Raw genomic sequence first — 26061 nt, 5'->3', positions numbered from 1 at the left:
TGACATCGCCCATGCTTCGCTTGCCGCTGATGACAGGTAGCACGCTGCACCGGTGACAACCACCACGCTTTGTCCTACTGAAGCCGCAGGCCAGCGGATGCCGATGGTGACAACTATCGTGCTTCGACCACACCAGGCCGGCCCCATCCATCTGCAGCCGGTCCAGCTCCGCCAACAGGGGCAACCGCTGCAGGATCGCTGTGGAGGTCAACGTGTCCGGAGACCGGGCAAACGTCAGCTACGTTCGGTGGCCAGGGAGTCGAAGGTCTCCCTCATCATCCGGTCGATGACTCCGGGCCGTCCGGTGAGGGAATCGAAGAGGTCGGCGAGCAGCCACAACACGAAGCTGTGCACCAGAGCCTCCTCCGGCGGGATCTGCCCGAACCGATCGCGCCAGGCCACGGTGTCCATGCCCATCGCAGCGGCCATGAGAACCCCGGTGACCATCGGCACCTGAGCCGGGTCGGCCATCTCGAAAGTGGGCAGTCTGCGGATCACCGCGGGGATCAGATCGCTGAGCGGGTCAAGACGATCCTCGCCGCCGGCTTGTTCGGCGATCAGGTATCCGGTCAGCACACCTACCAGAAAGACCGTGCCGCGGGACACCTCCTCACGCCCATAAGTGTCCGTCGCAGCCTCGACCCGCTCCCGCGCCTCTTGGCGCTCCTCGGCGGAAGTCCGCTTCTCCAGGATCCGGTAGGAGTCCCACGCCGCATGGATCGCCTCGTCCACGACTACGCCATCACTGTTCATCAGCCAACCGTAACGACACGACGGGTCCCGCAGGATCGGCGTGAGGGAAACGCGCCCGCCACGAAGACCTGATGAGCACTACTCCCTCACGGCAGCGGACGTCCATGAGCCGTGACAAGGCTCCCGCCAGCACTCTTGAAACCTGCCCCGGCCGCAGCGCTGGCTTGCCAGCGCTGCGGCTGACCTGCACCGGAGCATTCGTCGCCGCTGGAGAGGCTCTGCGACGACGACCTGTCAGAAGCCGATCACGGGACTGACGGGACTGAGGTTTGTACATAGCTCAGCCTTCCGGTGACGGGAGTGTTCTTCAGTCCCGCAGGGGCTGAGTCCCGTACCGGGGCTCGGAGGAAAAGGCCAGGTCAGAAGCTACTTGCTGCAACCGTGCGGGACTGACGGGACTCAGCTCCGCAGTTATCACCTGTGTGTGGTGTCTTCGTATACGCGCGGGTGTACATGTACTGAGTAGTCTTGAGGAGCCTATAACTGCCAAGGTTGGTCCCGTCAGTCCCGTGGAGGGCGATGAGGGTAGGGCTGACCTGCGAATATGTGGTGCGGGACTCAAGCGGCCGGTGCCCGGACGGGACTGAACGAAAGCCCTCGCCCTTCGTGAACGGCTGACCCAACGGGTCTGACGGGACTCAACTTCTGCGACACGCGGAAGAACCTGTGTGGGGGCGACATACGGTGAGCTACGCTCTGTCCCGTAATGCAGAAATCTTGGTCCCTTCAGTCCCGTAAGTCCCAGCGAAGACTGCCGCTGATCAGGACTTCCCGTCTCTGGGACAAGAACGTCAAAAACGATACGGACTTCGACAAGGACACAGCCGTTGCCCCGCAAGCCCGCGACATCGTTGACGGTCCCGGACGCACCCCTTGAGTGTCATGCGATCGCCCGGCGAACCCTCCGAGCAGGGCGACCGGTGTGGTCCGTCCCAGCGATCTGGCGTTCTGTGACGGTAGCCGACCGAATCCTTGACCCACTCCAGGCTGAGGGCGACAGCCGCGCGACAACACCGCAAGGCGCAGGAATCACAGAGAAGCTCAACCGAGCCGTCCCCACCGCTGGATGTCTCGTCCAAGAAGGCCGCCTCACCGAGCCCGAGGCGAGGGACCACATGCTGGAGACCTCAGAGTCGGTGCGCCCCCACCAGGATCGCGGCAACTTCACGATCATCGAGTCCGCTCTGTCCGCAGGTGCTCAGCACCCGCTCCACCCCCGAGGACGCTCATGAGCGCCGAGCCCATCCGCTTCGATGCAGAAGGCGCTGCCGAGCAGATCCGCCAGCAAAGCCTCGACCTCGCGCTCCCCGAGACGCCCAGCCTCCCGGCCCAGCAATCCGACGCCCGCAACTCACCCCCCACCAGTGCTCCTGTCGTGCTGCCCGACTCACTGACCGACCGCGGCAACGCCAAACTGTTCGCCCGCTTCTACGCCGACCAGTTCCGCTACGTCGTCGGCATGGGCTGGCACTCATGGGACCAGTACCGCTGGAAACTGACCGGCGGTGACGAAGCAGCTGTCTGGGCAGCCGGCGAGATGGCCGAGCAGTTCGCCGAAACCGACCCCAGAGGACGCTTCAGCAACCGCGAACTCGCCAGCCACCGCAGGCGCTCAGAATCGACCTCGGGCGTGAAGGCTCTGCTGTACCAGGCACAAGCGGCACCGAGCCTTCGCCTGGACCCCGACGTCCTGGACGGCGACATCTACGCCCTGTGCACCCCATGCGGAGTCGTCGACCTGCAGACCGGAGAACTGCGCAAGCCGAACCCGCTCACCGACATGCACTCGCGCGCCACCATGGTGGCACCCCAAAAAATGCCGATCCCTCGATGGGAAAGCTTCCTGCGCGACACCTTCGGCGACGACGCCAAAGGCATGGAAACCACCCGTTTCCTGCACCTGCTGCTCGGCTACTCCATCACCGGTGACGTCGGCGCACAGGTCCTCCCCTTCCTGTACGGCTCGGGAGCGAACGGCAAGTCCGTGCTGCTCGAGGTGATGACACAGATCCTCGGTGACTACGCCAACGCCGCCCCGCCCGGATTCCTCATGGAAAAGGGAAAGTTCGCCGAGCACAGCACCGAGCTCACCGAACTCCACGGCCGCCGTATCGTCGTCTGCAGCGAACTGAAACCCAACGACAAGTTCAACGAGGCCCGCGTCAAGCTCCTCACCGGCGGCGACACCATCACGGCGCGCCGCATGCGCCAGAACTTCTTCACCTTCACCCCGACACACAAGCTGTGGCTGCTGGGCAACCACCGCCCCGAAGTCGGCACCGGCGGCCACGCCTTCTGGCGGCGCATGCGCATCATCCCCTTCGAGCGACGCGTCCCCGACGAGCGGAAGATCGACAACCTCGCCGCCGAACTCGTCCGCGACGAAGGACCAGGCATCCTGCACTGGCTGATCGACGGCGCCCGCCGGTACCTCACCACACGCGACCCGCTCACCGGACCGGCCTCCGTCCGCGTGGCCACCGCTGCCTACGAGACAACCGAAGACCACATCGGCCGCTTCATCACCGAATGCTGCACCAAGGGCAACGACGGTCGGCCCAACCCCGAACTGCGCGTCGAACAGAAACTCCTCTACGAGACCTACGGGCGCTGGTGTGCCGACGAAGGGATCAGGCCCTCGACGAGCCGGGCCTTCGCCAGCCGCATCAGACAGGAACTCGGACTGTCCTCACCCGCCGAGATGATCAAGAACAACGCCACCAAGCTCTACCCCGGCCTGGGACTCCTCCCGGATGACAGCGACCCCGACGGGGAAAGAACCTCGTGACCAGCCACTGCGCCCTGGGATCCCCAGCAGACCGACCGTACGATGGACGCGATGCTCCCCTGAAGGACTGCACACGGTCCGCCAGAGGCCGAAGTCGCATGACCGCCACACCTGCCGACCGGCACCCGGCCGTAGACAACCAGGAGGCCCAATGAGCGCGATGCCCCAAGAAGGCGATCTCGCCCAGGAAGCCGAAGTCGTGTGGCTGGAGAGCACGGAAGATCTCGACTACGTCCGGCAGGCCCTCGACAAGGTCAGCACGCGTAAGGGCAAACCGCGCTACGAACGCGATGGCCGCCTCGTCGGCTACACCAACCTCGCTCCGACCGCGCCGCGGCGGCCTGACAGCGGCCTCTTCGCACGCCGTACGTTCTACCTCTTGCCGCACGACCGTCCCAACCAACCCGACGACCCCGAGTGCCCCTACAAGGTGGGCTCGCCACTCGAAGCGGTAGACCCCCGGACCGTTGAACCGGGAAAGGCCGGGGAAAAAACTCCTCGTTCCCAGGCCACCTTGGAAATAGTGCCTGCCGCCTCCTGACGCGAGCGGCTGCCGCGGTGAGCCCTTTTTCTCACCAGGTGCCTGTGGGCCTGGTGGAAGCTGCCGACAAGTGGGTCTGGCTCAAGTTCTGTGGTCTGTGACGTTGGGTAACCGATTAGATCTCGAAGAGGGCTTCCTCTTGTGGCGGGATCGGAGGGCCAAGGATGTCGCGGAGGCGGGTGATGTCCTGGCGCCACTTTGACCAGTTCGCAGCTTTGGCCCACAGCTCGGCGAGTTCAGACCGGTTGGAGATCACTTGGTCCAGGGCGTCGACGGCGAGCATTCGAAGGTCTGCAGGCAATTCTGGTAGCGGCTCTGATGGGCCATAGTTCGAACACGCCGGATCGCCCTCAGGATGCTGGGCGACGACCAGGGCCGCCGCGGCCACGGCACGCTCGCCGTCGCAGATACCCAGGAAGTCTGCAGACCCGGCGGAACGCTTGAGCACGCTCCGGACCATGGCTTCATGTTCTTCCAGTGCTGCCTCGTCCAGGTCACCGGCGAAGTCGGCGGCGGTGTCGTTGTCGAAGGGGCCGATGTCCCACGTACCCATGTCTCTCCTCGCGTGGTCGTCCCGGGATCGTCGCATTGGCCGCCGACAGCGAGGTCAGGATGCAAGCAGTACCCGCATCCTTCGCTGTGAGGAAAGTTCTCCCAAGGAACGTCGTCGAGGACGGCTCCGTCGATCTTCTCGGGCCGAATGGGCCGCCACCACAGCCCGGATGTCGAACGGACCTCCTACGAACGAGGGCAGATCCGCCCCGTCCACCAGAGCCCGGCACATCGCGAATGTCGGATCGGTCCGCCAGTCCCCCACACCACACCACCCACACCGTCGAATTCTCTGAGGTTCGATCATGAGCGATCCGTACGTCGCGAAGCCACCTCGGCAGTCAGAGCGCTGCACGCCACGGCGTCTTATGACCCATGAACCCACCAGCTCAGTGTGCCCTTACCGCTTTCGCGTGGGCCAACTATTGCGCTCAGTCACAACCCCCACTGTGACTGAGTGTGTTAGATGGCCCGTCTGGCCAGCTGCGGGCTCAGTCTTGCGCCACGGGGACGCCGGGCGCGAGAGGGGACGACGTCGTCCACGGCCTGCAGAGTCTTTAGATGCAGTACGTGCCTGTTGGCACGCCGTGGGCAACTCCGTACGGGGTCAGGGCGATGACGCCGACACCGCGTGAGGTGGTCTCCGAGTTGATGCGGAGAGGGCTGGTCCCGAGATGCTGGGCGATCTGGGGTGCGAGTTCGAACGCTGCCCATTGCCATTCGTCGGCGTCGTCCTCGGATTCCAGCGCGGCGTCCCATACGGGCTGGAGGCCGAGTTCCTCTCTGCGTGTCTGTTCGAACGTAAGGGGATCGCCCAGGGTGAGCAGATGGTCCTCGCCTTCGCCGGTCTCGCTGTAGCGTCGGAGCACCTTGCCGTGATCAGTGACGAGCCACGCGGAGCCATCGCCTTGAGCGCCGTAGTAGTACGCCGCGGCGCGTCCGTAGCGTGAGCTGAGGAGAGTGCAGAGCCTCAGGACGTCCTCGCTCCGTTCCGCGTCGCAGGGGTCGCACCACGCGCCGAGCACGAAGGTCCAGCCTTCGAGGTCCGGGGTGACGAAGACCCTGGTGAAGCGCCCGTGACTCCCCGGTTCGGCGTCGTGTCCGTCGGAGTCCACGATGTCGTTGCCGAGCGCGAAGGTCACCGGTCTCGGGTCCGTGAGGCCCAGGATGCTGATGATCCCGGCCTGATCCCCGCTCGGTACCGCGATCCAGTGATTCCAGCAGGCCCCCGACACCGTCGGCCGGTCATTCGGGAGCTTCACGCGGATGAGGCGCTCGACTGCCGCCACGTCTTGCGCGGGCAGCACGGTCTCACCGCCGAGCGCCGCGAGGACAGTCAGCGCCCGGGCACGCTGTCGGCCGGGCCCCGCCCGCCGGATCTGCTGGAGGAGAGGAACAAGGCTGGCTTCGATCTCCTTGCCACGGATCACCAAGGTGTCCTGCGCCTGTTGGGCGACCTCAGGGTCGGGGTCGCCGAGTAACGGCACCAAAGCAGGGACCGTCGACACGCCGGCCCCATCACAGAGCCGTATCCCGACCACCGCCTGACAGCGGACGAACGCCGAGGTATGAGACATCGCCGTGACGTACTGGTCCAGAAAATTCGCGCCCAGCCATGTGAACGCGAGGCCGACCCTGTCCTTGGCCTCCGCCGTGGACGCGTCGAGGAGTCCCTGGACCAGGCAGTCGAACGCCGCGTCCCCGATGCGCTGGAGCACGGGCACGGCATCCAGCCACTGCACCGGCGACAGCTCATCCGCCAGCTCACGCACGATGGCCTCCGCCGCCACCTTCCCTCCGCTGACCAGTACCTCCGCCGCCGCGACGCACCGGTCCGGGCAGCCCAAGTCCCTCACCAAGCCATTCATCGAAACCCCTCCCAGTGACCTTCCGCCCGGAGACCGCATGATCGCGCAGGCCTACGACAACGCGCCGAGCCGCCGGACCCACCGACCGGTTTCGCCTCGCTGCTGAACGCCGCCGACCACAGCTCCGTCCGGTCACGCTGCACCTTGCGGTGACCCGGCTCGAAAGCGGTGCTGTGGCGCCCCGCGCTGCGGGGGCACGATGTGCCGGGCGAAGGCTGCGCAGGGCGACCACAACACCCACGTCCTGGCTGATACACGTTGCCCAAAACTCGCATGTTCGAATTACTGTTCGATACAGTTGAAATGTAGTTGGGTGTTTGGTATCGATTTGGGGGTATTCAGGCGGAGGGTGTCATGCGTGGAGGAGTTCCTCACTTGCATGTCAGTAGTGGGTTTTCGGCCCGCTACGGTGCCTCGCACCCGCTCGACCTGATCACCCGGGCCGCCGAGCGCGGGATCGGGGCGCTTGCCCTGACCGACCGCGACATGGTCACCGGCACGGTGCGTTTCGCGAAGGCGGCCGCGGCCGCGGGTGTGAAGCCGCTGTTCGGGGTCGATCTGGGTGTCGCCGCCCACGCCCCGCCCGCCACGGTGCGCCGCCGGACCCCGGTGCGCGGCGGCGAGCATGTCGCCGAGGCGCCGTTCCGCGCGACGTTCCTGGCCCGGAACGCAGGCGGATGGGGGCGGCTGTGCCGGATGGTGTCCACCGCACACGCCGACGCCTTCCCCACGGGCACACCGCCGATGGCATCGTGGGAAGCCCTCGCCCGATATGCGGACGAGGGGCTGACGGTGCTGCTCGGCCCCGCCTCCGAGCCCCTGCGCGCTCTCGCCGCCGGCCGCCCGGACGTGGCCGAGCGGCTCCTCGCCCCGTGGCGGCAGACCGCCGGGGACGGGCTGCGCCTGGAGATCGTGTGCTGGGGCCTGTCCGGCACCGGCCCGGGCTCCGTACGCCTGGCCGCGCACACCCTCGCGCTCGCCGACCGCCTCGCCATCCCCGCGGTCGTGACCAACGCCGTCCGCTATGCCGACCCCGCCCAGCACCGGATCGCGGACGTCCTGGACTCGGCCCGCCTGCTGCGGCCCATCGACCGGCGCCGCCTGGACTGCGGTGAGCGCTGGCTCAAGGACGGGCCGGCGATGACCGCGATCGCCGAGCGGGTGGCGGCCGCCGCCGGGGCCGGATGGCGCCGGGCCGGGCAGCTGATCGCCGACACCGTCGCCGTCGCCGACGCGTGCAGGATCGACCCCGTACAGGACCTGGGGCTGGGAGTACCGCATTTCCCCGAGCCCTCCGTGGTCGGCGCCGGACCGGGGCCGGAAGGAGGAATGCGGCTCCTGCGGCAGAGGTGCGAGACAGGCATGACCGCCCGCGGCCTCGACCGGGACCAGCGCGCGATGGACCAGCTCGACTACGAACTCGGCATCATCGGCCGCCTGCACTACGAGCCCTACTTCCTCGCAGTCGCCCAGGTCGTCGCCGACGTGCGGGACATGGGCATCCGGGTCGCGGCGCGCGGCTCCGGCGCCGGATCCATGGTCAACCACAGCCTGTTCGTCGCCACGGCGAACCCGCTGGAGCACCGGCTGCTCTTCGAACGGTTCCTGTCCGAGCGGCGGGCATCGCTGCCGGACATCGACATCGACGTCGAATCCGCGCGCCGCCTGGAGGTCTACGACCGGATCATCACCCGCTTCGGCCGGGAACGGGTCGCGGTCACCGGCATGCCCGAGACCTACCGCGCCCGCCACGCCCTCAGGGACACCGGCCTCGCGCTCGGCCTGGAACCGGCCACCGTGGACCGGATCGCGAAATCCTTCCCGCACATCCGCGCCTGCGACATCCGCTCGGCCCTCACCGAACTCCCCGAGCTCCGGCAACTCGCTGCTGAGGCGGAGAAGTTCGGGCCGCTGTGGGAGCTCGCCGAAGGCCTGGACGCGCTGCCGCGCGGAATCGCCATGCACCCCTGCGGGGTGATCCTCTCCAACGCGAGCCTCCTGGACCGGCTGCCGGTGCAGCCCACACCCGGCGGCGAGTACCCCATGCTCCAGGCCGACAAGGAGGATGTCGAGGACCTGGGCCTCCTCAAGCTCGACGTCCTGGGCGTGCGGATGCAGTCCGCCATGGCCCACGCCGTCACGGAGATCCGCCGCACGACCGGCAAGGCCATCGACCTCGACAATCCCGACCACGTCCCCCTCGACGACCGGTTCGCCTTCGCGCTGATCCAGAACTCGGACACGGTCGGCATGTTCCAGCTGGAGTCACCTGGGCAGCAGGATCTTGTCGGCAGGCTCCAGCCCCGCGGCCCGCAGGACGTGATCGCGGACATCAGCCTGTTCCGGCCGGGCCCGGTCCAGGGCGGCATGCCCGCCCTCTTCATCGCCGCCCGCCACGGCGCCGCACCCGTCTACCCGCATCCCGACCTGGAGCCGGTCCTGCGCGACACGTACGGGGTGACCATCTGGCACGAACAAATTATCGACATTCTCGCGGTCATGACCGGCTGCGACCGCGCGCTGGCCGAGGTAGCCCGCCGCGCACTCAGCAACGAACAGCGCCTGGCACACGTCGAGACGTGGTTCCGGCGACTGGCCGGGGCCCGCGGCTACAGCCCTGAGGTCCTCGACGACGTCTGGGACACCGTCGCCTCGTTCGGAGCGTACGGATTCTGCCGCGCCCACGCCGTGGCCTTCGCCGTTCCCGCACTGCAGTCCGCGTGGCTCAAGGCACACCACCCCGCCGCCCTCTACGCCGGACTGCTGGAGCACGACCCAGGTATGTGGCCGGCCCGGGTGATCGTCGCCGACGCCCGACGCCACGACGTGCCTGTCCTGCCCGTCGACATCAACCTCTCCAAGCCCCAGTACACGGTCGAACAGACCGAATCCGGCGGGGGCGTACGGATCTCCCTCGCCTCGGTGCACGGCATCTCCGACCAGGAGGTCACACGGATCGCCCACGGCCGCCCCTACACCTCACTGCAGGACCTCTACGCCCGCGCCCACCCCAAACTGCCGACCCTCGAACGCCTCATCCGCATCGGCGCCCTCGACCGGCTGAAGGGGAACACCACGCGACGCGACCTCCTGCTCCAGGCGACCGAGATCCACCACCAGGCCCGCACCCGCCCCACCACCGGACAGCTCCCGCTCGACACCCCACTCCACGCCGCAGGCCCGTCCGGACTACGGGAGACGACCGCCCGCGAACAACTGGACGCCGAGCTCGGCGTCCTCAAGATCGACGTCTCCAGACACCTGATGGAGGACCACCACTGGCTCCTGCGCGAGATCGGCGCCACCGACGCCGCACACCTGCGCACGATGCACCCCGGACAACGCGTCCTCGTGGCCGGCGTCCGCGCCTCCACCCAGACCCCGCCCATCGCGTCAGGAAAACGGATCATCTTCGTCACCCTCGAAGACGGCTCCGGCCTCGTCGACCTCGCCTTCTTCGAGAACACCCACGAGGAATGCGCACACACGATCTTCCACCACGGCCTGCTCCTCGTCCGCGGAACCGTCGAAGCCCGGGGCCCACGACGCACCGTCGTCGGCGAAATGGCGTGGGACCTCGACGCACTGGCCACCGCCCGCGCCACCCACGGACCCCAGGCCGTCCTCGACCTCCTGGACCAGGCCCCGGCATCCACACCCGCCCAGCCCCACACCGTCAGGACAATCCCGGACGGCACCGCAGGCGCCCGACTCCACCCGTGGAGCGATCTCCAGCCCGCCGGCACCCGCTCGGCCGACCTCACCCGCCTCGGCCACAAGAGCCCGGGGAGCGCCGGATGACCACGAACACCACGCCGCCGCGGCCACGCGCGATCCTGCGGATCCACTTTCATCCCGCAGAGCGGACCGACAGCCTGTACGGACAGTTCCTCACAGTCCTTGAAGGCATCAGCCCCCGCATCGAGCCCCTGCCCGCCGACTGGTCCGCCTACGCCGACCTCACCGGAGCCCTGAGATTCTGGAACCGCGACGTCGAAGGCATCGTCGACCTGCTCCGCCTCCGACTGCTGGCGCTCCACGGTGTCCAGAGCTCGGCCGGCGCCGGTCCCACACGCGGGATCTCGGCCATGGCCGCAGCCTCCACCCCGCCCGGCGCCGCCACGGTGGTCGGGGACGACCCGTACGAGATCGCCGCATTCCTGCGCCCGAAACCGGCCGCGGCCCTGCCCGGCATCGGCCCCAGGACCGCCCGCACGCTCGCCCGCTACGGCATCACCACCGTCGGCGCCATCGCCGACACCCCGCCCGCCACACTCCAGCGAATCCTCGGCACCGGCGCCGCCCGCCAAGCCCACGACCTCGCCCGCAGTATCGACGAACGCCCCGTCGTCCCATCCGCCGCCCCCAAGACCCGCAGCGCCCACCACCGCTTCGACCACGACGAACTCGACCCCGACCACCCACCACCGCACCGTCCTCGGCCTCGCCGAAGAACTCGGCGCCCGGCTGCGAACCACCGGCGAGATCACCCAGGCCCTCACACTCACCGTCACCTACGCCGACCGCACCCAGACCACCCGCAGCCGCACCCTTACCGAACCCACTGCCCACACCCCCGCCCTCGCCACCACCGGCCGCGAACTCCTCACCGCCCTCGGCCTCCAGCGCGCCCGCGTCCGCACACTGGCTCTGCGCGCAGAGCGCCTTTGCCCCGCCGAGCACGCCGTGCACCAGCTCACCCTCGACGACCGCGACGAGAAACTCCGACGCCTCGAAAATGCCCTCGACCGGGCTCGTGCCCGCTACGGCCCCGGCACCGCCGGAGCAGCCTCCGCCTTCCCGAGAGCCGGATAGCACCAGCAGGCCGACCAGGTGACCGACACCGAGCCGGTGACCCCCGACCACCCCACGAAGAGACCCGGCAGCACCTGCACCGCACACCCATCCGCCCCACCCCGAGCCCAGACCCGGCCCACCGCACGGGCTCGGGCCGCCCGCACCGCCCCGGACGACCGACACCACGCCGACCTGGACCTACGCGGACACGAACCGCAGGGGCGGCATCCCTGCCTCCCGCCCCTGGGTTCGTACCCTGGAGGCCATGAGCATTCAGACCGGTCCCTGCGCCTCGTGCCGTCAGCCCACACAAAGATACGGAGTCGGCGGGAACCCGCTCTGTCCCTCGTGCCGGGCGGACCTGGAGGCAGCGCGGGCACGGAAGTAGGCCATCACGTCTGCCGGCGGAAAGCCCGGGCGAGACACCCTCACCCGGTCGGAGGCCGCCGGACGCGAGAAGCCAGCCCCCACCGGCCCGGATGCGAGGAACCGGGTGCGGCGTGAGGATCAGTACTACGGGCAGCGGCCCGACGCGCCAGGCCCCCCAAGGGGCCGGTTCCCCCTTCCGGCGCTTCCGGCCCGCTTCCCGGCCCAGCCGCCAGGGGGGGCCTGGCGGAAGCGATGCCGCGCCCCCTGTGGACCGGAGCCATCAGCTTCGGCCTGGTCACTTCTCTGAACCAAGCCGCGGTAGGCCGGTTCGCGAGGTGGAGCGCGGCCAGTGGTTGTGGCCTATTGGGTGACATGAAACCGGTGCATTTACCGGCGAACGTTTCCTACCGCTGATGTTCCTCAAATTTGGGTCGTAGGTGTCGAGGGCTGGGCATCTTGTTGTCATGTCGCTTGCAGCAGTCGCCCTCCTTGTCGCCGTGTGTAGCGCTGTTGGGACCATGGCCAACATGGTCGCGTCCTGGGCCACTTATCGCAGGAATGCGCCCCGCCTGAAGCTTCGGGTGCGTCGGCGTCCCCACAACATCCGCGAGGCATACCTGGCGGAAGACAAGAGCCGGTGGTGCACGTCCTTCCATGTCCACGCCATCAATCGATCTGCGGCGGATGTACAGGTCGAGAAGGTCCAAATGATCGGGTGGATGCCGTCCTTTTGGCCGGTCGGCGTCGCCATGAGGTATGCGTTCAGGCGACTGCTGGAAATGCCGGTGATCGCACAGTTCTTCGATTTCACCTTCCTTGAGGGCGAAGATCAAAAAGTGATACCCGCTCATGGCGGGGTCAGGTGGGTTCTGGCCGACTTGATCAGCCGAGGTCCATACCCGCAGAGGTGGTACACCGCCCTGATGGCGTTCCAGCTGCGTGTGACGCTGACTAACGGTCGGGAGATTCGGAGCCGGCCGATGCCCCTGCGGCGAGTAGTCGCGGAACATCGCGAGGTGTACAAGGCGGGCCTGGCATTTGTGGAGCGGAGCAAGGGCGACGTCACCTTGGACGATGCCCTCAAGGAGCTGGAGGAGGAACGGAAGGGCACGGCCTGAGACGGCCTTCTGAGCTCTCTCGTTAGCCTGCGGCTCACACCGATCTCGCTGCTCCACGGCTGGGACTCAGGGTGCGGTGGCCCGTGCGAGGCGCGAGGATCGAGCTGCGGTGGCGGCCGGGCCACGCTGATAGACCGCCAGGCGCGGCCTGCCTCCGCCTCTGAGAGAAGTGACTATCTCTGCACTTCGAGCTGGTCCCGCCCTTCGAGACCAGCGACCTGCTCGCACGAATGAATCATCTATCCCCCTCTTGATGTTCCATCAAGAGCAGGATCCTCCCCGACCACGGGCTACTGGAGGAATACGCGAGGACCGGCCGCACCCCCACCTACCGGGTCGACCCCGTCAGAACGGTGAGCGACGACGAGCACGTAGTCGCCACCACGGACGTGCTCCTCCGCGAACCCCACCCCCTCATCTCGCCCGACCCCGACGACAACACCTACATCCGGGACCCCAGCGGCCACTACATCCCGGGATTCGACGGCACCCTCGGCGACGCGGTGGCCGTCCTCGCCCCCCGCTACGCCTCCACGGTCGGGGTGCCCCTGGCCGAGGCGTCCCAGCGGGTCAGGCACTACCTCAGCGGCGCGTACATGGTCCGCAACAGCGCTCCGGACAGCACCCTCGTGGACGCCCGGAGCGCCCGCCGCGACTACGTAGAGGCGATGAAGGCGACCGGATGCGACCGGTACTGACGCCGCCAACGCCCAACGCACCTCCCACCCGACCACCGGTGCCATGCGCACCAGGAAGCAGACGCCGCCATGATCGATCTGACCGCCAGCTACACCATCACCGACGGACCCGAAGCCGGCACGGTCATCAACGCCAAGGTCAGGACCCGGGAGCGTGACGGCGCGACCATCACGTCGGTACGCGGCATCGCCGCGCTCCTGGCGTGCCGTGCTCCTTCGGGAACGCGGTGAGAGAGGTGCATCCGGACCCCATGGGTGCGTTGACGGGGACTGTCTCTTCGGCGGGGACGGTCTCAGCGAGGTGCGGCACTCCAGTCGAGGAGGGCTCAAGCCGCACTGCGCTAACCCAGAGGTGAGCTTCGACCGCGCGGAGTTCTCCGGCGGCAGCGTGGACTTCCGCAACACGGCCAGTCCGGCTCCTCCGGGGCTTCTTGCTGCCGTCGGCACACCTCCTCCTGCGGAGGTCACCCTGCCTTCCGCTTGGCTACTGCCAGCTCCATAGGACCCTGGGGGGCTTAACCGGTCGTACTGGCCAAGGCCTGTGGTTGTCCTCTGCCGACTGCAACCGTTGACCTTGGCGCCCTGTCTTCATCGTCATGACGTCCAGGCGAAGTTCACGATCACTGAATGAACGCGAGCTGCGGCTGTGGAAGGTCGGCCGCGCCCTGGTTCTGACCTTCGTCGCTGCGGTCTTGGTCGCGGGCGGAGTCTTCTACGGACTGGTCGTCCTGCTGGACTTCAAGGAGATTGGCACCACCGCGAAGCTCGACGCGAAGACGCTCTTCGACTTGGTCAAGCTCTCCTTTGGTGTGGTCGCCGGGGCTGGCGCGCTCGTCGCCCTAGTCGTCGCGTACCGCCGCCAGCGCGTCGACGAAGCCGGCGCCCACCGAGAGGCCACCCGGCTCCATACCGAACGCTTCTCCCAGGCCGTCGACAAGCTCGGCTCGGACTCCCCAGCCGTCCGGCTCGGCGGCGTCCACGCCCTGGCCGGACTTGCCGACGACGCCCCTGACGACAACCTGCGCCAGACCTGCATCGACGTCCTGTGCGCCTACCTCCGCCTGCCCTTCTCTCCCGATCCCGGCGACCTGCCCGGCCCCTTGCCTGATGGGACCTCGCCCTCCGAGGAACGGCGCGATGCCCATCAGGACAAAAGAGACCGGTACCGCGCACTGCGCGAGGTTCGGCACACGATCTTGCGGCTCATCGGAGATCGCTACTGCATCCCCAAAGGCACTCAGCGCTCGTGGCAGGGCTACAACCTTGATCTCACCAGAGTCGTCATCGACAGCGGCGTGGACTTGAACTTCGGCGGCGCGATGTTCTCCGGCGGCACCGTGGACTTCGGCGGCGCGACGTTCTCCGGCGGCAGTGTGTACTTCGGCGGCGCGATGTTCTCCGGCGGCACCGTGGACTTCGGCGGCGCGACGTTCTCCGGCAGCAGGGTGGACTTCCTCCACGTGACGTTCTCCGGCGGCAGGGTGAACTTCTGCGACGTGACGTTCTCCGGCGGCAGGGTGGACTTCATCGACGTGACGTTCTCCGGCGGCAGGGTGGACTTCGGTCCCACGGCGTACACCGGCGGCAGGGTCCGCGGCGCGATGTTCTCCGGCGGCACCGTGGACTTCGGCGGTGCGACGTTCTCCGGCAGCAGGGTGGCCTTCCGCGGCGCGACGTTCTCCGGCGGCACCGTGGACTTCGGCCACGCGATGTTCTCCGGCGGCAGGGTGGACTTCGGCGGCGCGATGTTCTCCGGCAGCACCGTGAACTTCGACTACGCGTCCGGTCCGGCTCCTCATCAGCTTCTGTCTGCCGTCGGCACCCCTGCTCCTGCAGAGGTCAACCTGCCTTCCGCTTGGCTACCCCCAATTCCATAAGACTGCGGGGGGGCTTAATCGGTCCCATCAGGTCGAACATTCACTGCAATATGCGGTCATGGCTCAGCCTGGCGTCCTGAGCTGGCCACTACCCACCCAACGAGAGGCAGCAGTAATGAGCAGCAGCAACATCGACCGGGCTCACGTCCTCGGCTTCGCCCTGGCCACCGCGGCGATGGATGCCAGCAAGAAGATCGCCCGGCGTGACATACAGGGGTTCCTCAGCTACGCCATGGCCGACTTCCTGCGCAATTTCGGGCCGGGCAGCGAGGAACGGAGTGTGCTCTTCAGCACGATCGGCTCGACGGCACGCCGCCGCGGCTACAAGGGTGACCCTCGTCGTCTGTTCGGACTGCTGTGCGGGGCCATGATCGAACACGGCGCAGCGACCAAGGACGAGCTGGACGAGCTGATTGCCGACTAACTCCGAACACCGCCCCGCCGCGCCCCGTCTGCCTCACGGCCAACGGGGCGTTGTCGCTGCCGGGACCCTTGATTGGCCATCGGGGGCGAAAGCGGCCGTCTTAGCTCCCTCCGGCCGATCGAGGCGAGACGAACGAAAGGGTCGCATCGGTGAGCCGATCCGATCCCGTCCAATCAGGATTACGCCCCGCCATTTCACCCCCGGGAGTGACCAGGGTGCCTGAAGCCGATCCGCTTCCCCTTCCCGGCCTGCACTGGCCACCGCTCACATATCCGGAGTCCACACACTGACGCGTCCTCAGACCCGTCCGCACAGCACCTGAAGCGGAGCACCACGACCCAGGACGCCGCAGACGGATTCGCACAGCTCGACGGCGGCGGCGACGACTTCCTCACCATCTACGACCTCCACAACGCGGCCTTCAGGAAAATGATGGCGGAACGGGCGCAGCAGGCCCAGAACGGCGAAGCCCCGGTCGTCGCCAGCGCCCGTAACGCCTGACGGGTGCGCACCCGTGCGGATGTGGGAGCGGATGTGCGGTGGGGTTTGCCCGGCGGGACGAGTAGACCCGTGAACACCTCCCTGGTGTCTCTTCCGTGTGAACTGCCGTGGTCGCGGTGGGTGGTTGGGTACTGTCCTGTGCGCATGCGGGCTGTGGACTGTCAGCCGACCGGATGAGGACGTGGGGGAGACGGGTGCTGAGCGACGAGGAAGTCCTCAAGGCCGTGCAGGACGAGATCGCGAAGCGAGGGGAATCCCTGTCGGGCACGCCGGGTGCCGCGGCGATCACGTGGCATCCCCTCCTGGAGGGAAGGATCGTACGGTGCGTCGAATCCCGCACGGAGACGGAGCGCTTCCACGCTGGTCCTCTCGACCTCTCGGACCGTCCGGTGTACGACACGACGATCGGCCGGCGCCGGGTCCCGCCGCCCCGGGATCCGTCCAAGCCGACCACCATGAGACTGGTACAACGGGGGTCGGTCGATGCCCGGTCCTGTGACTGCGGCAACGGGAACGTTGCCTGCCAACGCTGCAAAGGCGCAGGTGACATCCCCTGCGAGCAGTACCGCCCCTGCGGCGCATGCCGCAGCCTCGACAGCTGCCTCCGCTGCGACGGCACCGGCATCCCCACCCCCAAACCGGCCGGCCCCTCCGCGCAGGACACAGACGAGCGCGTCCCGTGCGGGCAGTGCGGCGCCCTCGACGCCGCATGCGCCGCATGCCGCGGCCGCGGCCGGATCCAGTGCACCGCCTGCCAGGCCACAGGATCCCGCTCCTGCCCCGACTGCGACGGCGACGGCACCGTGCAGCACCGGCGCTGCGCGGGCACGGGCAGGACCGTGACCTGGACAGAAGGCGTCATCACCAGAACGCCCAGCACCGGCGAGGTCAAACTTCCCGCATACGGCGTGCCCTACCTCGCACGCCAACAAGTACGCGAACGCGGCACCTGGACCCCGACGGACCTCACCGACAACGACCCCCTGCGCGACCACCTCACCAAAGCGTTCGGCCCGACCCTGAAGACGCTGCTCCTCCCGCACGACCAGGAAATCGCACGTCACGCAACAGCCCGGTACATCCGGCTCGCACGAGTCGTCGTGACGGAGCACCCGCACAGGGTCTACTTCGTCTTCCCCGCCTCCACGGGGCCGCACGTGCTGGTGCTTCCCTCGCAGAAGCGAACCTGGCAGATCACCGCGATCGTGCTCGGAGCACTCGTACTCCTCGCTCTGATCGCCCGCCTCGTCCCCTGACCCAGGCAGCCCGGCACCGCCCGCCCGACAGCCGGTCATGCGCTCGGGGGTGAACTCTGCGCCTCGTGCGGGTGAGTTGATCCGTGGTTGCGTGCGGGCGGACCCGTTGCACCGCTACAACCCGTTTCATGATCAGGAAATGGATGCGTGGTTGGGCCGCGCTCGCTCTGGCTCTTCCTCTGCTCGCCACCGCCCCGGCCGCTCACGCCACCAGCACGCCGCAGGCCGCGCCCGTGGTCCCTTCTGCGCGGACGGCGTTGCCGTTGTTCGATGCGATCGACCGGATCCCGGTAGCGGAGGAGCACCGGGAGGGCTACAAGCGGGATCTGTACAAGCACTGGAACCGCGGCCTGCTCTCCGACGGGTGTGACACCCGTAAGGAGGTCATCCTCTCCGAGGCTGTCGTCGCCCCGGAGGCCGCTCCGGGGTGCAAGCTGACGGGCGGGTCCTGGCGCAGCGCCTACGACGGTGTGCTCATCACCGACGCCGCCCGTCTCGACGTCGACCACTTCGTCCCGCTCGCCGAGGTGTACGACTCCAAGTAGGCGGAGTTGGGGTGGCTGCATCATTCCGCGCCGTCCGCGGGTCCTGCGGCGGCGGCCGGGAGCGGGGGTGTCGCTCGTCCAGGTGACGCTGTGGGGTTCTGGACCTGGGGCGGTGTATCTGACGCCACGATGTTGCATTCGGTGCAACCGTCGGAGGTGTGGGGTGGGTGTGGCAGATGTGCCGGGTGCGATCCGGCTGGTCCGCGCGGGCAACGTCCGCGCTCTGGACCCGGAGCCCGCCATGTTCGACGCGATGCTGCGGGGGTGGCAGGACCAGCAGCGGAGCAGGCTGCTGGCGAGGAAGACGATCGTGGACCGGTTGAGCCTGGTGCGCCGGTTCGCCCAGTTCACGGGCACGTATCCGTGGGACTGGACGCCCGAGGACGTCGAGGCGTACTTCTCGGTCCGGCTCTCCCGCGGTGAACTCGCCTGGTCGACGGTGCGGGGGCAGCAGGGCTCCCTGGAGCTGTTCTGCGCGTTCGTCACCGATCCGCGGTACGGGTGGGCGGCGGGCTGCCTGGAGGAGTTCGGCCGGTTCCCGGTCCAGGTGTGCCACGACTGGAACACCGCCCAGCACGTCGCCGCCTACGAGGGGCGCCCGGGCCGGCGCGCGTTCACCTACGACGAGCTGCAGACGCTTTTCGACGCAGCGGACGACCGGGTGGAGCAGGTCCGCAAGCGGGGCCGGAAGGGGGTGCTGGCCGCTTGGCGGGACTCGGTGCTGGTCAAGCAGGTCTACGCGTACGGTACCCGGCGCCGGGAGACGTCGATGCTCGACCTGCCGGATCTGCGGCACAACCCCCGCGCGCCCCAGTATGGGCGGCTTGGAGCCCTCGAAGTCCGGTATGGGAAGGCGTCGCGGGGTAGTCCGCCGAAGCGGCGGACCGTGCTGACGGTGCCCGAGCTCGACTGGATCGTCCCGGTCGTCCTGGAGTGGGTCGAGGAGGTCCGGGGCGGGTTCTCCCCGGGGCGTCATCCGGCCCTGTGGGTGTCGGAGCGGCGGGGCCGCCTCGGCGGACGCCGGCTCGACGAGATCTTCGCGGTCCTGCGGGAGCACGCTGGTCTGTCCGCGGAGCTGGACCTGCACTGCCTGCGGCACACCTACATCACGCACCTGATCGAGTTCGGGTATCCGGAGCGGTTCGTGCAGGAGCAGGTCGGGCACTCCTACGCGGCGACGACCGCCCTGTACACGTGGGTGTCGGACGAGTTCCGCAACCGGCTGATCGAGTCCGCGCTCCAGCGGCGTCTGGAGCCTGCTGCTGGAGGGGTGTTGCCGCGGTGATGAAGCGGATGGGCTTCACGTGGAATCTGCGCCGGCTGATGGCGGAGCGGGACATGTACCAGACCACCGACCTGGTCCCGCTGCTGGCCGAGTACGGGGTCCACCTCTCGCGAGAGCAGGTGTTCCGGCTGGTCACCCAACCTCCGCAACGCCTCTCGATGGACACCCTCGCCGCCCTCTGCGGCATCCTCGGCGTCACCCCGGCGGACCTGATCGAGGTAGCCGAGACCCGTGTCCAGGTCGCGAAGCCGACGGCGACCGGCGAGAACGCGGGTACGGCGAAGGCTCCGCCTGCCCGCCGTGTTCGAGTCCTGCGCCCGGGCGATCGGTGAGCGGCCCGGTGCCCGCTCGGGCCTCGTGGGAGGAACTCGCGGAGCAGGTCGCCCGGTTCCTGCCCGCTCTCGTGCCGGACGAGGCGGCCCGGATCGTGGCCGGGCTGACCCCGTCGGCCCGGGGGCGGATCCGTGCTCACCTCGCAGCGCACCCCGACGCGCTGGTCAGCGGGTCCTCCCTCGCCCCGCTGTCGGTCCAGGCCCTCATCACCACCCTCACCGCCATGGGCGTCGCCGGGGTCCGGACACCGGCCTGCCTGCGGTGCGGCCGCATCCGGCCGCTGCGCCGGGCGGTGCCCGGCGGCAGGGTCTGCCTCGGCTGCGAGGGCATCCTGGCCGCGCAGGCCGACGTCGGCCCCTGCACCGCCTGCGGGGAGACCCGGCCCCGCCCGAGCCACAAGACCTGCGGGCCCTGCCGCCGGGACCAGCTCTCAACCGGCCGGGCCTGCTCGGACTGCGGGAACCGCTCCCTCATGGATCCGTGCGCGAACTGCCGCCCCCGCCCGCTCGCGTCGTGCGCCGTGTGCGGGGACCGGGCACCGGTGTGTGCCCGGTGGCCGCTCGGGCCGGTCTGCAAGCCGTGCTACCGCCAGGCCCGCCGCAATCCCGCCCCGTGCCCGGGGTGCGACCGCCGCCGCGTGCTCATCGCCCGCGCGAAGGGACGCCGGGTCTGCGGACCCTGCGCCGGGCACCCGGATCCGCATGCCTGCCCGCGCTGCGCCGAACCCCGCTCCTACCAGGTCAAAGGGCTATGCGACCGATGCGCGGTGCACGACCAGCTCACCGCACTGTTCCCCACCGTCCCTGACGACGGCGCGTACGCGCACCTGCGCGCGACCCTGGCCGACAGCCCGGAGCCCGGCACCGTCCTGACCTGGCTGCGCAACTCCCGCTCCGCCCCGCTGCTCGCCGACCTCGTGGCCACCGGCCGGCCCGTCACCCACGCCGATCTCGACCTCACCGCGGCCGAAGGCCGGGCCGCCGCCCGGACCGTGGAGTACCTGCGCGGCCTCCTCACCGCCTACCAGGTACTGCCCGAGCGCGACGAGCTGTCCGCGCGGATCGAGCGCCACCTCCAACGGGTTGCCGCCCGCCACCCCGAACACGCCCTCCTGCTCCGCTCCTACGTGCGCTGGTCGCTGCTGCCGCGAGCCCGCCGCCACGAGCGGCTGCGCGGCGGCGGATTCCTCTTCCGGGCCCGCGGCGCCTACGCCCGCATCAACCGCGCCGCCGAGTTCCTGAGCGCGATGACCGCGCGCGGACTGCCCCTGCAGGAAGTGACCCAGCACGAGGTCGACGGCTGGCTCGCAGTGAGCCCCGGCACCCGCTTCGCCGTCCGAGACTTCGTCATCTGGGCCACCCGCCGCGGGCACGCCCGCATCCTTCATGTCCCGCACTGGCCGAAAAAGGACCCGGTCGCGCTGGACGAGGACTCCCACTGGGAACTCCTCCACCAGTGCCTCACCGACACCGACCTGCCGCTCGAAGTCCGCGGAGCCGGCGCGATCCTCCTCCTCTTCGGCCAGCACCTGACCCGGATCACCGCTCTGACCACCCAGGCCGTGACCACCGTCGGCGAGGACACCTTCCTCACCCTCGACCGCACCCCCATTCCCCTGCCCGTTCCCCTGGGCGCCCTGCTGGCCGACCTCGCCAACCGGCCTCCGCCCACCAACTGGGCGGCGAACACCGCCCGGGGCTGGCTCTTTCCCGGGGGCCGCCCCGGACAACACCTCTCCGCCACCGTGCTCGGCCGCCGCCTGGCCGCCCACCAGATCCCCAGCCGGCCCGCCCGGGCCACCGCCCTCGTCACCCTCGCCCAGGACCTTCCCCCCGCGGTCCTCGGCCCGATGCTCGGCCTCCACCCCGTCACCGCCGCCCACTGGCGCCGACGTGCCGCCACCGACTGGACCGCCTACCTCGAAGCACGCCTGGCCGCCCCACCCTCCTGACCAGCCCCCGTCGACCCCGCTCCGTGGGCCGGTCCGCAGAGCGGGAGTGTCGTTTCGCCGGTGAATCCGGCCGCGCATTCGGGTGACCCCTGCGGAGCAACGGCCCGCCGACGGCGGGCAGGCGGCTACAACCGGCTCCGTGATGATCACTGTGATGCGCGCGGCCGCCGCCTTGGCCCTGACCGTGCTGCCCCTGTCCCTGCCCACCACCGCCCAGGCCGCGGCCGCCGCCCCCGAGGTCCTGCCGATCGGGGTTGCGGTCTCCGCGCTGCGGATCGCGGACGAGTCCCGGGACGGCTACGACCGTGACGCGTTCAGGCACTGGAACGCGGGCGAGAACCGTACCGACGGCTGCGACACCCGCCGGGAGGTCCTGATCGCCGAGGCCGTCGAGCCGCCGGTGGTGGGCCCGCGGTGCACACTGACGGGGGGCAGCTGGTGGTCGTACTACGACGAGCAGACCGTCACCTCCGCCACCGCGCTGGACATCGACCACATGGTGCCCCTCGCCGAAGCCTGGGACTCCGGCGCCTCCACCTGGACACCGGCTCGGCGTGAGGCGTACGCGAACGACCAGCAGCAGACGTCCAGCCTCGTCGAGGTCACCGCGCGGTCGAACCGGCAGAAGGCCGACCAGGACCCCTTCGAGTGGCTGCCGCCGGCCTCGGAGGCGCTGTGCCGGTACGCCTCGGAGTGGACCGCGACCAAGCTCCGCTGGCAGCTCGCCGTCGACCGAGACGAGCAGGACCGCCTGTACGACATCGCGGCCGGCTGCGGCGGCAACACCGTCACCTACACCCCCGCCCCGTAGCGTCGACGAGATTGATCGGCAGACTCTCCTCGGACTCGTCGAGGCTTGTCCCGCCACCCACCGTCGTCTACGAGGCCGCCCCCAGGGCCGGGGCAGTTTCCGCTCGTGCTGTGGCCCCGGTGCTGAACGGTGCACCGGGGCCCGCCGACGTACACGGATCCCCGTGGGGGTCGTTCGGAATCCGTGCGCGTCGGAGAACCAACGATGCGGCACCCTTGCCAGTTGCGGTGACGCGGATGACGGATGTCAGCCGAACACCCAGTCCGCAGTCATCCGTCCACACTGGCGGCCACCCCGTCGGCTCAGCACCGCGCGGCGCCGTGTCAGATCTGGCCGTTGAAGCTGAACTTGCGCGTCACGTTCTGCCCGTCGATGGTGACGGCGACGCTGCCTTCCATGCTGAAGCTCAGGTTCTCGTCACCGCCGGCAGTGCCGCCGGGTGCGCCGCCCGCCGAGGGGAGGGCAGCGCTCCAGGTGCCGGAGCCGGGGGTGCCCGTGTTGCCCGCGCAGGAGAGGGTCTGGGTGGTGGCGCCGAGCGGGAGGCCGGTGATGCGGTCGGCCGCCGTGAGGCGGAGCGTCACCGTGCCGACCGGGGTCTCGCAGTCGAAGCCGCCGGAGACGGTCAGGCCGCTCGGGGTGGGGGTGACGCCGTCCAGGGACGCCTTGTTGAGGCGATTGCCGACCAGGGCGACCTGGTCGGAGGCCAAGGTGGCGCCGAGCAGGCCGCGCATCGTGGTCGTCAGGGTGATCTCCCTGCCCCAGGAGCCGCCGAGTCCCAGCAGTCCGGTGCTGACGGTGCCGCTGACGGATGCGCCGGTGACCTTGCCCAGGCAGGTGATGACGGCCAGGCCCGTCGCGCTGTGGCCGAGTTCGTCACTGGCGTGAACCGTCACCGTGTTGGCGACACCGCCCGCGCACGAGTAGCTCCCCGACCAGGCAAGGGTGCCCCCGGAGCTCTGCGCGGAGACGATCCTCACCCCGGTCCCGGCAGGCTCCGCGGCGTGTGCCACGCCGGAGAGCGACCCGGCCGCTACCACCGCACCGCAGGCCGCCGCACCCGCGACCAGAGCGCCTCTGCGCACCGCCGGACTCTTCGATATCAACGCAGGAACCCTTCCAGGACATGACCAGGACATGACGATCATGCCCCATCCGGCAGGCCTGGTACCGGCGTTCGCGAAGAACCCGATCAGGTGTCACATGCCGGCTCCTGCGATACCCGCCCACCGCCGGCTTCTGCCCCTCGTGCATGGCGTGGTGCTTCGGCTCGCCCTGCGGCAGCGGCATTTCCGCCAGTTCGCCGCAGGTCCGGTAGGGGATTCCACCCCTTGGGGTGGGCTGCCCCGCTGAGCCTGGCGGGCTGCCGGCGGGCCTGGAACGATCTGCTGAGACGACTGTTTCGGTCGCCGCCTGTCGCGTCGGCCGTCCGCAAGGTCGCAGACCCGCAGGACGGCAGCGAAGTCCCTGGCGCAGATGCGGACGGCCAGGCCGCTGGCGCGCAGGTGCGGACGCGCGCCAGCGGCCTTGTCAGTGGCCAGCGGATCTTCCCGGCTGGTGGCCAGCATGGTGCGGGCTGCTGGCCACGACGATTCCAGACGGATGGCCAACGGGTGACAGTGTGTGATGATTTCCGGTCGCCGTCGGGGGTCTTGGGCAGGGGACCGTTCGGGCCGCGTCGGCCTCCGGTCCGGCGAGTTCCGGAGTCGGGCCGTTGGACTGGGGCTGGGCCAGGACCGTTACCGCCCCCGGGCGGCAGTCGTTGTGGATCATGGCCGTCCGGCCGACATCCTGAGCGAAGGTGCGACTGTCCGATGCCGCCGAATACCAGCCCTCCGTCCCGCCTGCCCTCGGCCCAGCTGGAGGCCGGTGGCGGCACCGGGCCGCTGGCGGTGCACCCGAAGGTGTTCCGCGACGAACTGACCGCCGCGGCAGGCTGGGTCGCCGACTACCTCGGGCAGATCAACGAGCATCCGGTGGCCCGGCCCATCCCGCCGGCGCACCGGCAGACCCTGGCAGCCGGGGCGCTGCCGCAGGAGGGCCAGGACCTCGGCGCCCTGCTGGAGTTCGTCGACCAGGCGATCGCCCCGTACCCGACCGGGAACGGCCATCCCGCCTTCTTCGCCTGGATCAACTCACCGCCGTCGCCGGCCGGGGTGATCGCGGAACTGCTGGCCACTGCGGTCAACGCGACCTGCGGCATGGGCGAGCACGCCCTTATGGACCTCGAACGCGGAGTGGTGCGCGACCTGGCCTCGCTGGCGGGCATGGCACCGACCGCCCGCGGAGTGCTGACCAGCGGCGGCTCGATGGCCAACCTGCTCTGCCTGGGCGCCGCCCGCACCTGGTTCCTGCGCCAGAACGGCGCCACCGACGGCCCCGCCTACGACCAGGCCCACGCGCGCCTGACCGCCTACCACAGCGACCAGGCCCACATGTCGGTCGCGAAGGCCGCCGCCGTGATCGGCCTCCCGCCGTGGCGGCTGCGCGCGGTGCCCACCACAGCGGAGCGGCGCATGGACGTCGAGGCCCTGGAGGAGATGATCGACGCCGACCGCGTGAACGGCCTGCTGCCGTTCTGCGTCGTGTCCAACCTGGGCAGCACCGCCAGCGGCGCCGTCGACCCGATCGAGGCGATCAGCCGCGTGTGCCGCCGTCAGGGTCTGTGGCACCACGCCGACGGCGCGTGGGGCGGGCTCGGCGCCCTCGTCCCCGAACTGGCCACCCTCTACCGAGGCGTCGCAGACCTCGACTCACTCACCGTCGACCCGCACAAGACCCTGTCCGTCCCCGTCGGCTGCGGCGCCGCCCTCGTCACCGAACCCTCCAGGCTGCGCGACGCGTTCACCTTCCGCGCCTCCTACCTCGAAGGCGACCAGGACTGGCCCTGGATGTCCGACTACACGATCGAGCTCACCCGTCCCGGCACCCGCGCCCTCGCCCTCTGGGCCACCCTTCGCCAGCTCGGCCGCTCCGGCGTGATCGCCCTCCTTCAGCACTACCAGGACCTCGCCCAATACCTGCGCCAACGCGTTCAGGAGCACCCCGGACTGGAACTGTGTAGCGACGGCCCACTGCCTGTGGTCTGCTTCCGCCTGACCGACAGCCCCGACACAGGGCGTCGGGATGCGCGAGCGGACCTGCACACGGCGGTGGCCGCACGCGTCCAGGCCCGCAGCCACGCCTATCTCGCCACCGTCTGCCACGACGGCGAAACGGTCCTGCGCGCCTGCGTCTGCAACTACCTCACCACCACCGACGACGTGGACACCCTCCTCCAGGAAGTCCAGGCCGCCGTCGACCATCTCCGGACCACCGACCCCTCAGGCACCCCGTTCGAACCCCAGACTTAGTCACCCTGCGTCAGGCAATTCGAGGAACCTCCTGGTGGCCACCGGCCTGGACTTTCCGATGGCCACGAACAGGCCTGATGGGCCAAGGCCAGAGGTAGCTGGGCACCGAGAGCGGGCGGTGCTGCCTCCTGACCACCCCACCCTCCTTCGGCCGGCATGGCCACGCCTGGCCTGAGCTCGTCGGCGCAGGTACGGCATGCCGGTCCCCTCGATCCGGACGTACAGCTCACCGATCTTGTGAACA

20 protein-coding genes and 1 pseudogene are annotated in these 26061 nt (G+C 69.2%); 17 read left to right on the top strand and 4 right to left on the bottom strand.

Translation table 11 applies throughout. The annotated features are described in order from the left end of the window. Positions 1-234: 234 nt before the first annotated feature. Entirely contained in the window at positions 235-753 is a 519-nt protein-coding gene (locus OG251_RS35180; RefSeq protein WP_326680894.1) for a hypothetical protein, read from the bottom strand. 1228 nt (positions 754-1981) lie between these two features. Between OG251_RS35180 and OG251_RS35175 the strand changes: the two genes are divergently transcribed. Beyond that, on the top strand, positions 1982-3541 hold the full coding sequence (locus OG251_RS35175; RefSeq protein WP_326680893.1) for a DNA primase family protein: 1560 nt from the start codon (positions 1982-1984) through the stop codon (positions 3539-3541). Between the two features lie 151 nt (positions 3542-3692). Beyond that, positions 3693-4082, top strand: a complete 390-nt coding sequence (locus OG251_RS35170) for a DUF6009 family protein (RefSeq protein ID WP_326680892.1) — start codon at positions 3693-3695, stop codon at positions 4080-4082. 115 nt (positions 4083-4197) lie between these two features. On the opposite strand, the gene OG251_RS35165 is transcribed toward OG251_RS35170, so the two are convergent. Both OG251_RS35165 and OG251_RS35160 read right to left on the bottom strand, forming a co-directional pair. Then, positions 4198-4635 (bottom strand): DUF4259 domain-containing protein, encoded by a 438-nt coding sequence (locus tag OG251_RS35165; protein WP_326680891.1) that lies wholly within the window; start codon positions 4633-4635, stop codon positions 4198-4200. A gap of 556 nt (positions 4636-5191) precedes the next feature. After that, positions 5192-6502, bottom strand: a complete 1311-nt coding sequence (locus tag OG251_RS35160) for a HEAT repeat domain-containing protein (RefSeq protein WP_326680890.1) — start codon at positions 6500-6502, stop codon at positions 5192-5194. Between the two features lie 354 nt (positions 6503-6856). Here OG251_RS35160 and OG251_RS35155 point away from each other — a divergent pair, with 354 nt between their 5' ends. From OG251_RS35155 to OG251_RS35090, 14 genes and pseudogenes are all read left to right on the top strand, one after another. Continuing rightward, positions 6857-10303 (top strand): DNA polymerase III subunit alpha, encoded by a 3447-nt coding sequence (locus OG251_RS35155; RefSeq protein WP_326680889.1) that lies wholly within the window; start codon positions 6857-6859, stop codon positions 10301-10303. Then, positions 10300-10749: pseudogene (locus OG251_RS35150) on the top strand (hypothetical protein); the annotation flags it as partial. The gene OG251_RS35155 and the pseudogene OG251_RS35150, both read left to right, overlap by 4 nt. Before the next feature lie 220 nt (positions 10750-10969). Continuing rightward, the gene (locus tag OG251_RS35145; protein WP_326681526.1) at positions 10970-11317 is read left to right on the top strand and encodes a DinB/UmuC family translesion DNA polymerase; all 348 of its coding nucleotides are present in this window, start codon (positions 10970-10972) and stop codon (positions 11315-11317) included. 869 nt (positions 11318-12186) lie between these two features. After that, positions 12187-12786 (top strand): hypothetical protein, encoded by a 600-nt coding sequence (locus OG251_RS35140; protein WP_326680888.1) that lies wholly within the window; start codon positions 12187-12189, stop codon positions 12784-12786. A gap of 353 nt (positions 12787-13139) precedes the next feature. Then, positions 13140-13484: a hypothetical protein gene (locus OG251_RS35135; RefSeq protein ID WP_326680887.1), complete on the top strand. Its 345-nt coding sequence runs from the start codon at positions 13140-13142 to the stop codon at positions 13482-13484. 69 nt (positions 13485-13553) lie between these two features. Next, complete coding sequence (locus OG251_RS35130) at positions 13554-13715, top strand: hypothetical protein (protein WP_326680886.1); 162 nt, start codon at positions 13554-13556, stop codon at positions 13713-13715. A gap of 365 nt (positions 13716-14080) precedes the next feature. Continuing rightward, positions 14081-15361, top strand: a complete 1281-nt coding sequence (locus OG251_RS35125) for a pentapeptide repeat-containing protein (protein ID WP_326680885.1) — start codon at positions 14081-14083, stop codon at positions 15359-15361. Between the two features lie 115 nt (positions 15362-15476). Then, a complete protein-coding gene (locus tag OG251_RS35120) occupies positions 15477-15785 on the top strand; it encodes a hypothetical protein (RefSeq protein WP_326680884.1) in 309 nt (102 codons plus the stop codon). Positions 15786-17125: 1340 nt separating this feature from the next. Continuing rightward, the gene (locus OG251_RS35115; RefSeq protein ID WP_326680883.1) at positions 17126-17542 is read left to right on the top strand and encodes a hypothetical protein; all 417 of its coding nucleotides are present in this window, start codon (positions 17126-17128) and stop codon (positions 17540-17542) included. A gap of 128 nt (positions 17543-17670) precedes the next feature. Then, positions 17671-18087, top strand: a complete 417-nt coding sequence (locus OG251_RS35110) for a hypothetical protein (RefSeq protein WP_326680882.1) — start codon at positions 17671-17673, stop codon at positions 18085-18087. A gap of 169 nt (positions 18088-18256) precedes the next feature. Continuing rightward, a complete protein-coding gene (locus OG251_RS35105; RefSeq protein ID WP_326680881.1) occupies positions 18257-19372 on the top strand; it encodes a tyrosine-type recombinase/integrase in 1116 nt (371 codons plus the stop codon). Continuing rightward, the gene (locus OG251_RS35100) at positions 19369-19704 is read left to right on the top strand and encodes a helix-turn-helix domain-containing protein (RefSeq protein WP_326680880.1); all 336 of its coding nucleotides are present in this window, start codon (positions 19369-19371) and stop codon (positions 19702-19704) included. Before OG251_RS35105 ends, OG251_RS35100 begins: the two co-directional genes overlap by 4 nt. 8 nt (positions 19705-19712) lie before the next feature. Beyond that, positions 19713-21656: a hypothetical protein gene (locus OG251_RS35095; protein ID WP_326680879.1), complete on the top strand. Its 1944-nt coding sequence runs from the start codon at positions 19713-19715 to the stop codon at positions 21654-21656. Positions 21657-21795: 139 nt separating this feature from the next. After that, positions 21796-22467, top strand: a complete 672-nt coding sequence (locus tag OG251_RS35090; RefSeq protein WP_326680878.1) for an HNH endonuclease family protein — start codon at positions 21796-21798, stop codon at positions 22465-22467. 323 nt (positions 22468-22790) lie between these two features. On the opposite strand, the gene OG251_RS35085 is transcribed toward OG251_RS35090, so the two are convergent. Beyond that, the gene (locus tag OG251_RS35085; RefSeq protein ID WP_326680877.1) at positions 22791-23549 is read right to left on the bottom strand and encodes a hypothetical protein; all 759 of its coding nucleotides are present in this window, start codon (positions 23547-23549) and stop codon (positions 22791-22793) included. A 729-nt stretch (positions 23550-24278) separates the two neighbouring features. On the opposite strand from OG251_RS35085, the gene OG251_RS35080 reads away from it, so the two are divergent. Further along, positions 24279-25817, top strand: coding sequence for a pyridoxal phosphate-dependent decarboxylase family protein (locus OG251_RS35080; RefSeq protein WP_326680876.1), 1539 nt, complete (start codon positions 24279-24281; stop codon positions 25815-25817). Positions 25818-26061: the final 244 nt, after the last annotated feature.

The sequence above is a fragment of the Streptomyces sp. NBC_01237 genome, from assembly GCF_035917275.1.
In the GTDB taxonomy this organism is placed as follows: Bacteria; Actinomycetota; Actinomycetes; order Streptomycetales; family Streptomycetaceae; genus Streptomyces.
This window is presented reverse-complemented; position numbering and strand designations above follow the sequence as displayed.

Bases quoted from the DNA above. Each gene is read 5' to 3' on its own strand.
- OG251_RS35160 (WP_326680890.1), bottom strand. From the start codon at position 6,502: ATGAATGGCTTGGTGAGGGACTTGGGCTGCCCGGACCGGTGCGTCGCG.
- OG251_RS35130 (WP_326680886.1), top strand. From the start codon at position 13,554: ATGATCGATCTGACCGCCAGCTACACCATCACCGACGGACCCGAAGCC.
- OG251_RS35125 (WP_326680885.1), top strand. From the start codon at position 14,081: ATGACGTCCAGGCGAAGTTCACGATCACTGAATGAACGCGAGCTGCGG.
- OG251_RS35110 (WP_326680882.1), top strand. From the start codon at position 17,671: ATGATCAGGAAATGGATGCGTGGTTGGGCCGCGCTCGCTCTGGCTCTT.
- OG251_RS35140 (WP_326680888.1), top strand. From the start codon at position 12,187: ATGGCCAACATGGTCGCGTCCTGGGCCACTTATCGCAGGAATGCGCCC.
- OG251_RS35170 (WP_326680892.1), top strand. From the start codon at position 3,693: ATGAGCGCGATGCCCCAAGAAGGCGATCTCGCCCAGGAAGCCGAAGTC.
- OG251_RS35175 (WP_326680893.1), top strand. From the start codon at position 1,982: ATGAGCGCCGAGCCCATCCGCTTCGATGCAGAAGGCGCTGCCGAGCAG.
- OG251_RS35120 (WP_326680884.1), top strand. From the start codon at position 15,477: ATGAGCAGCAGCAACATCGACCGGGCTCACGTCCTCGGCTTCGCCCTG.
- OG251_RS35180 (WP_326680894.1), bottom strand. From the start codon at position 753: ATGAACAGTGATGGCGTAGTCGTGGACGAGGCGATCCATGCGGCGTGG.
- OG251_RS35155 (WP_326680889.1), top strand. From the start codon at position 6,857: ATGCGTGGAGGAGTTCCTCACTTGCATGTCAGTAGTGGGTTTTCGGCC.
- OG251_RS35165 (WP_326680891.1), bottom strand. From the start codon at position 4,635: ATGGGTACGTGGGACATCGGCCCCTTCGACAACGACACCGCCGCCGAC.
- OG251_RS35080 (WP_326680876.1), top strand. From the start codon at position 24,279: ATGCCGCCGAATACCAGCCCTCCGTCCCGCCTGCCCTCGGCCCAGCTG.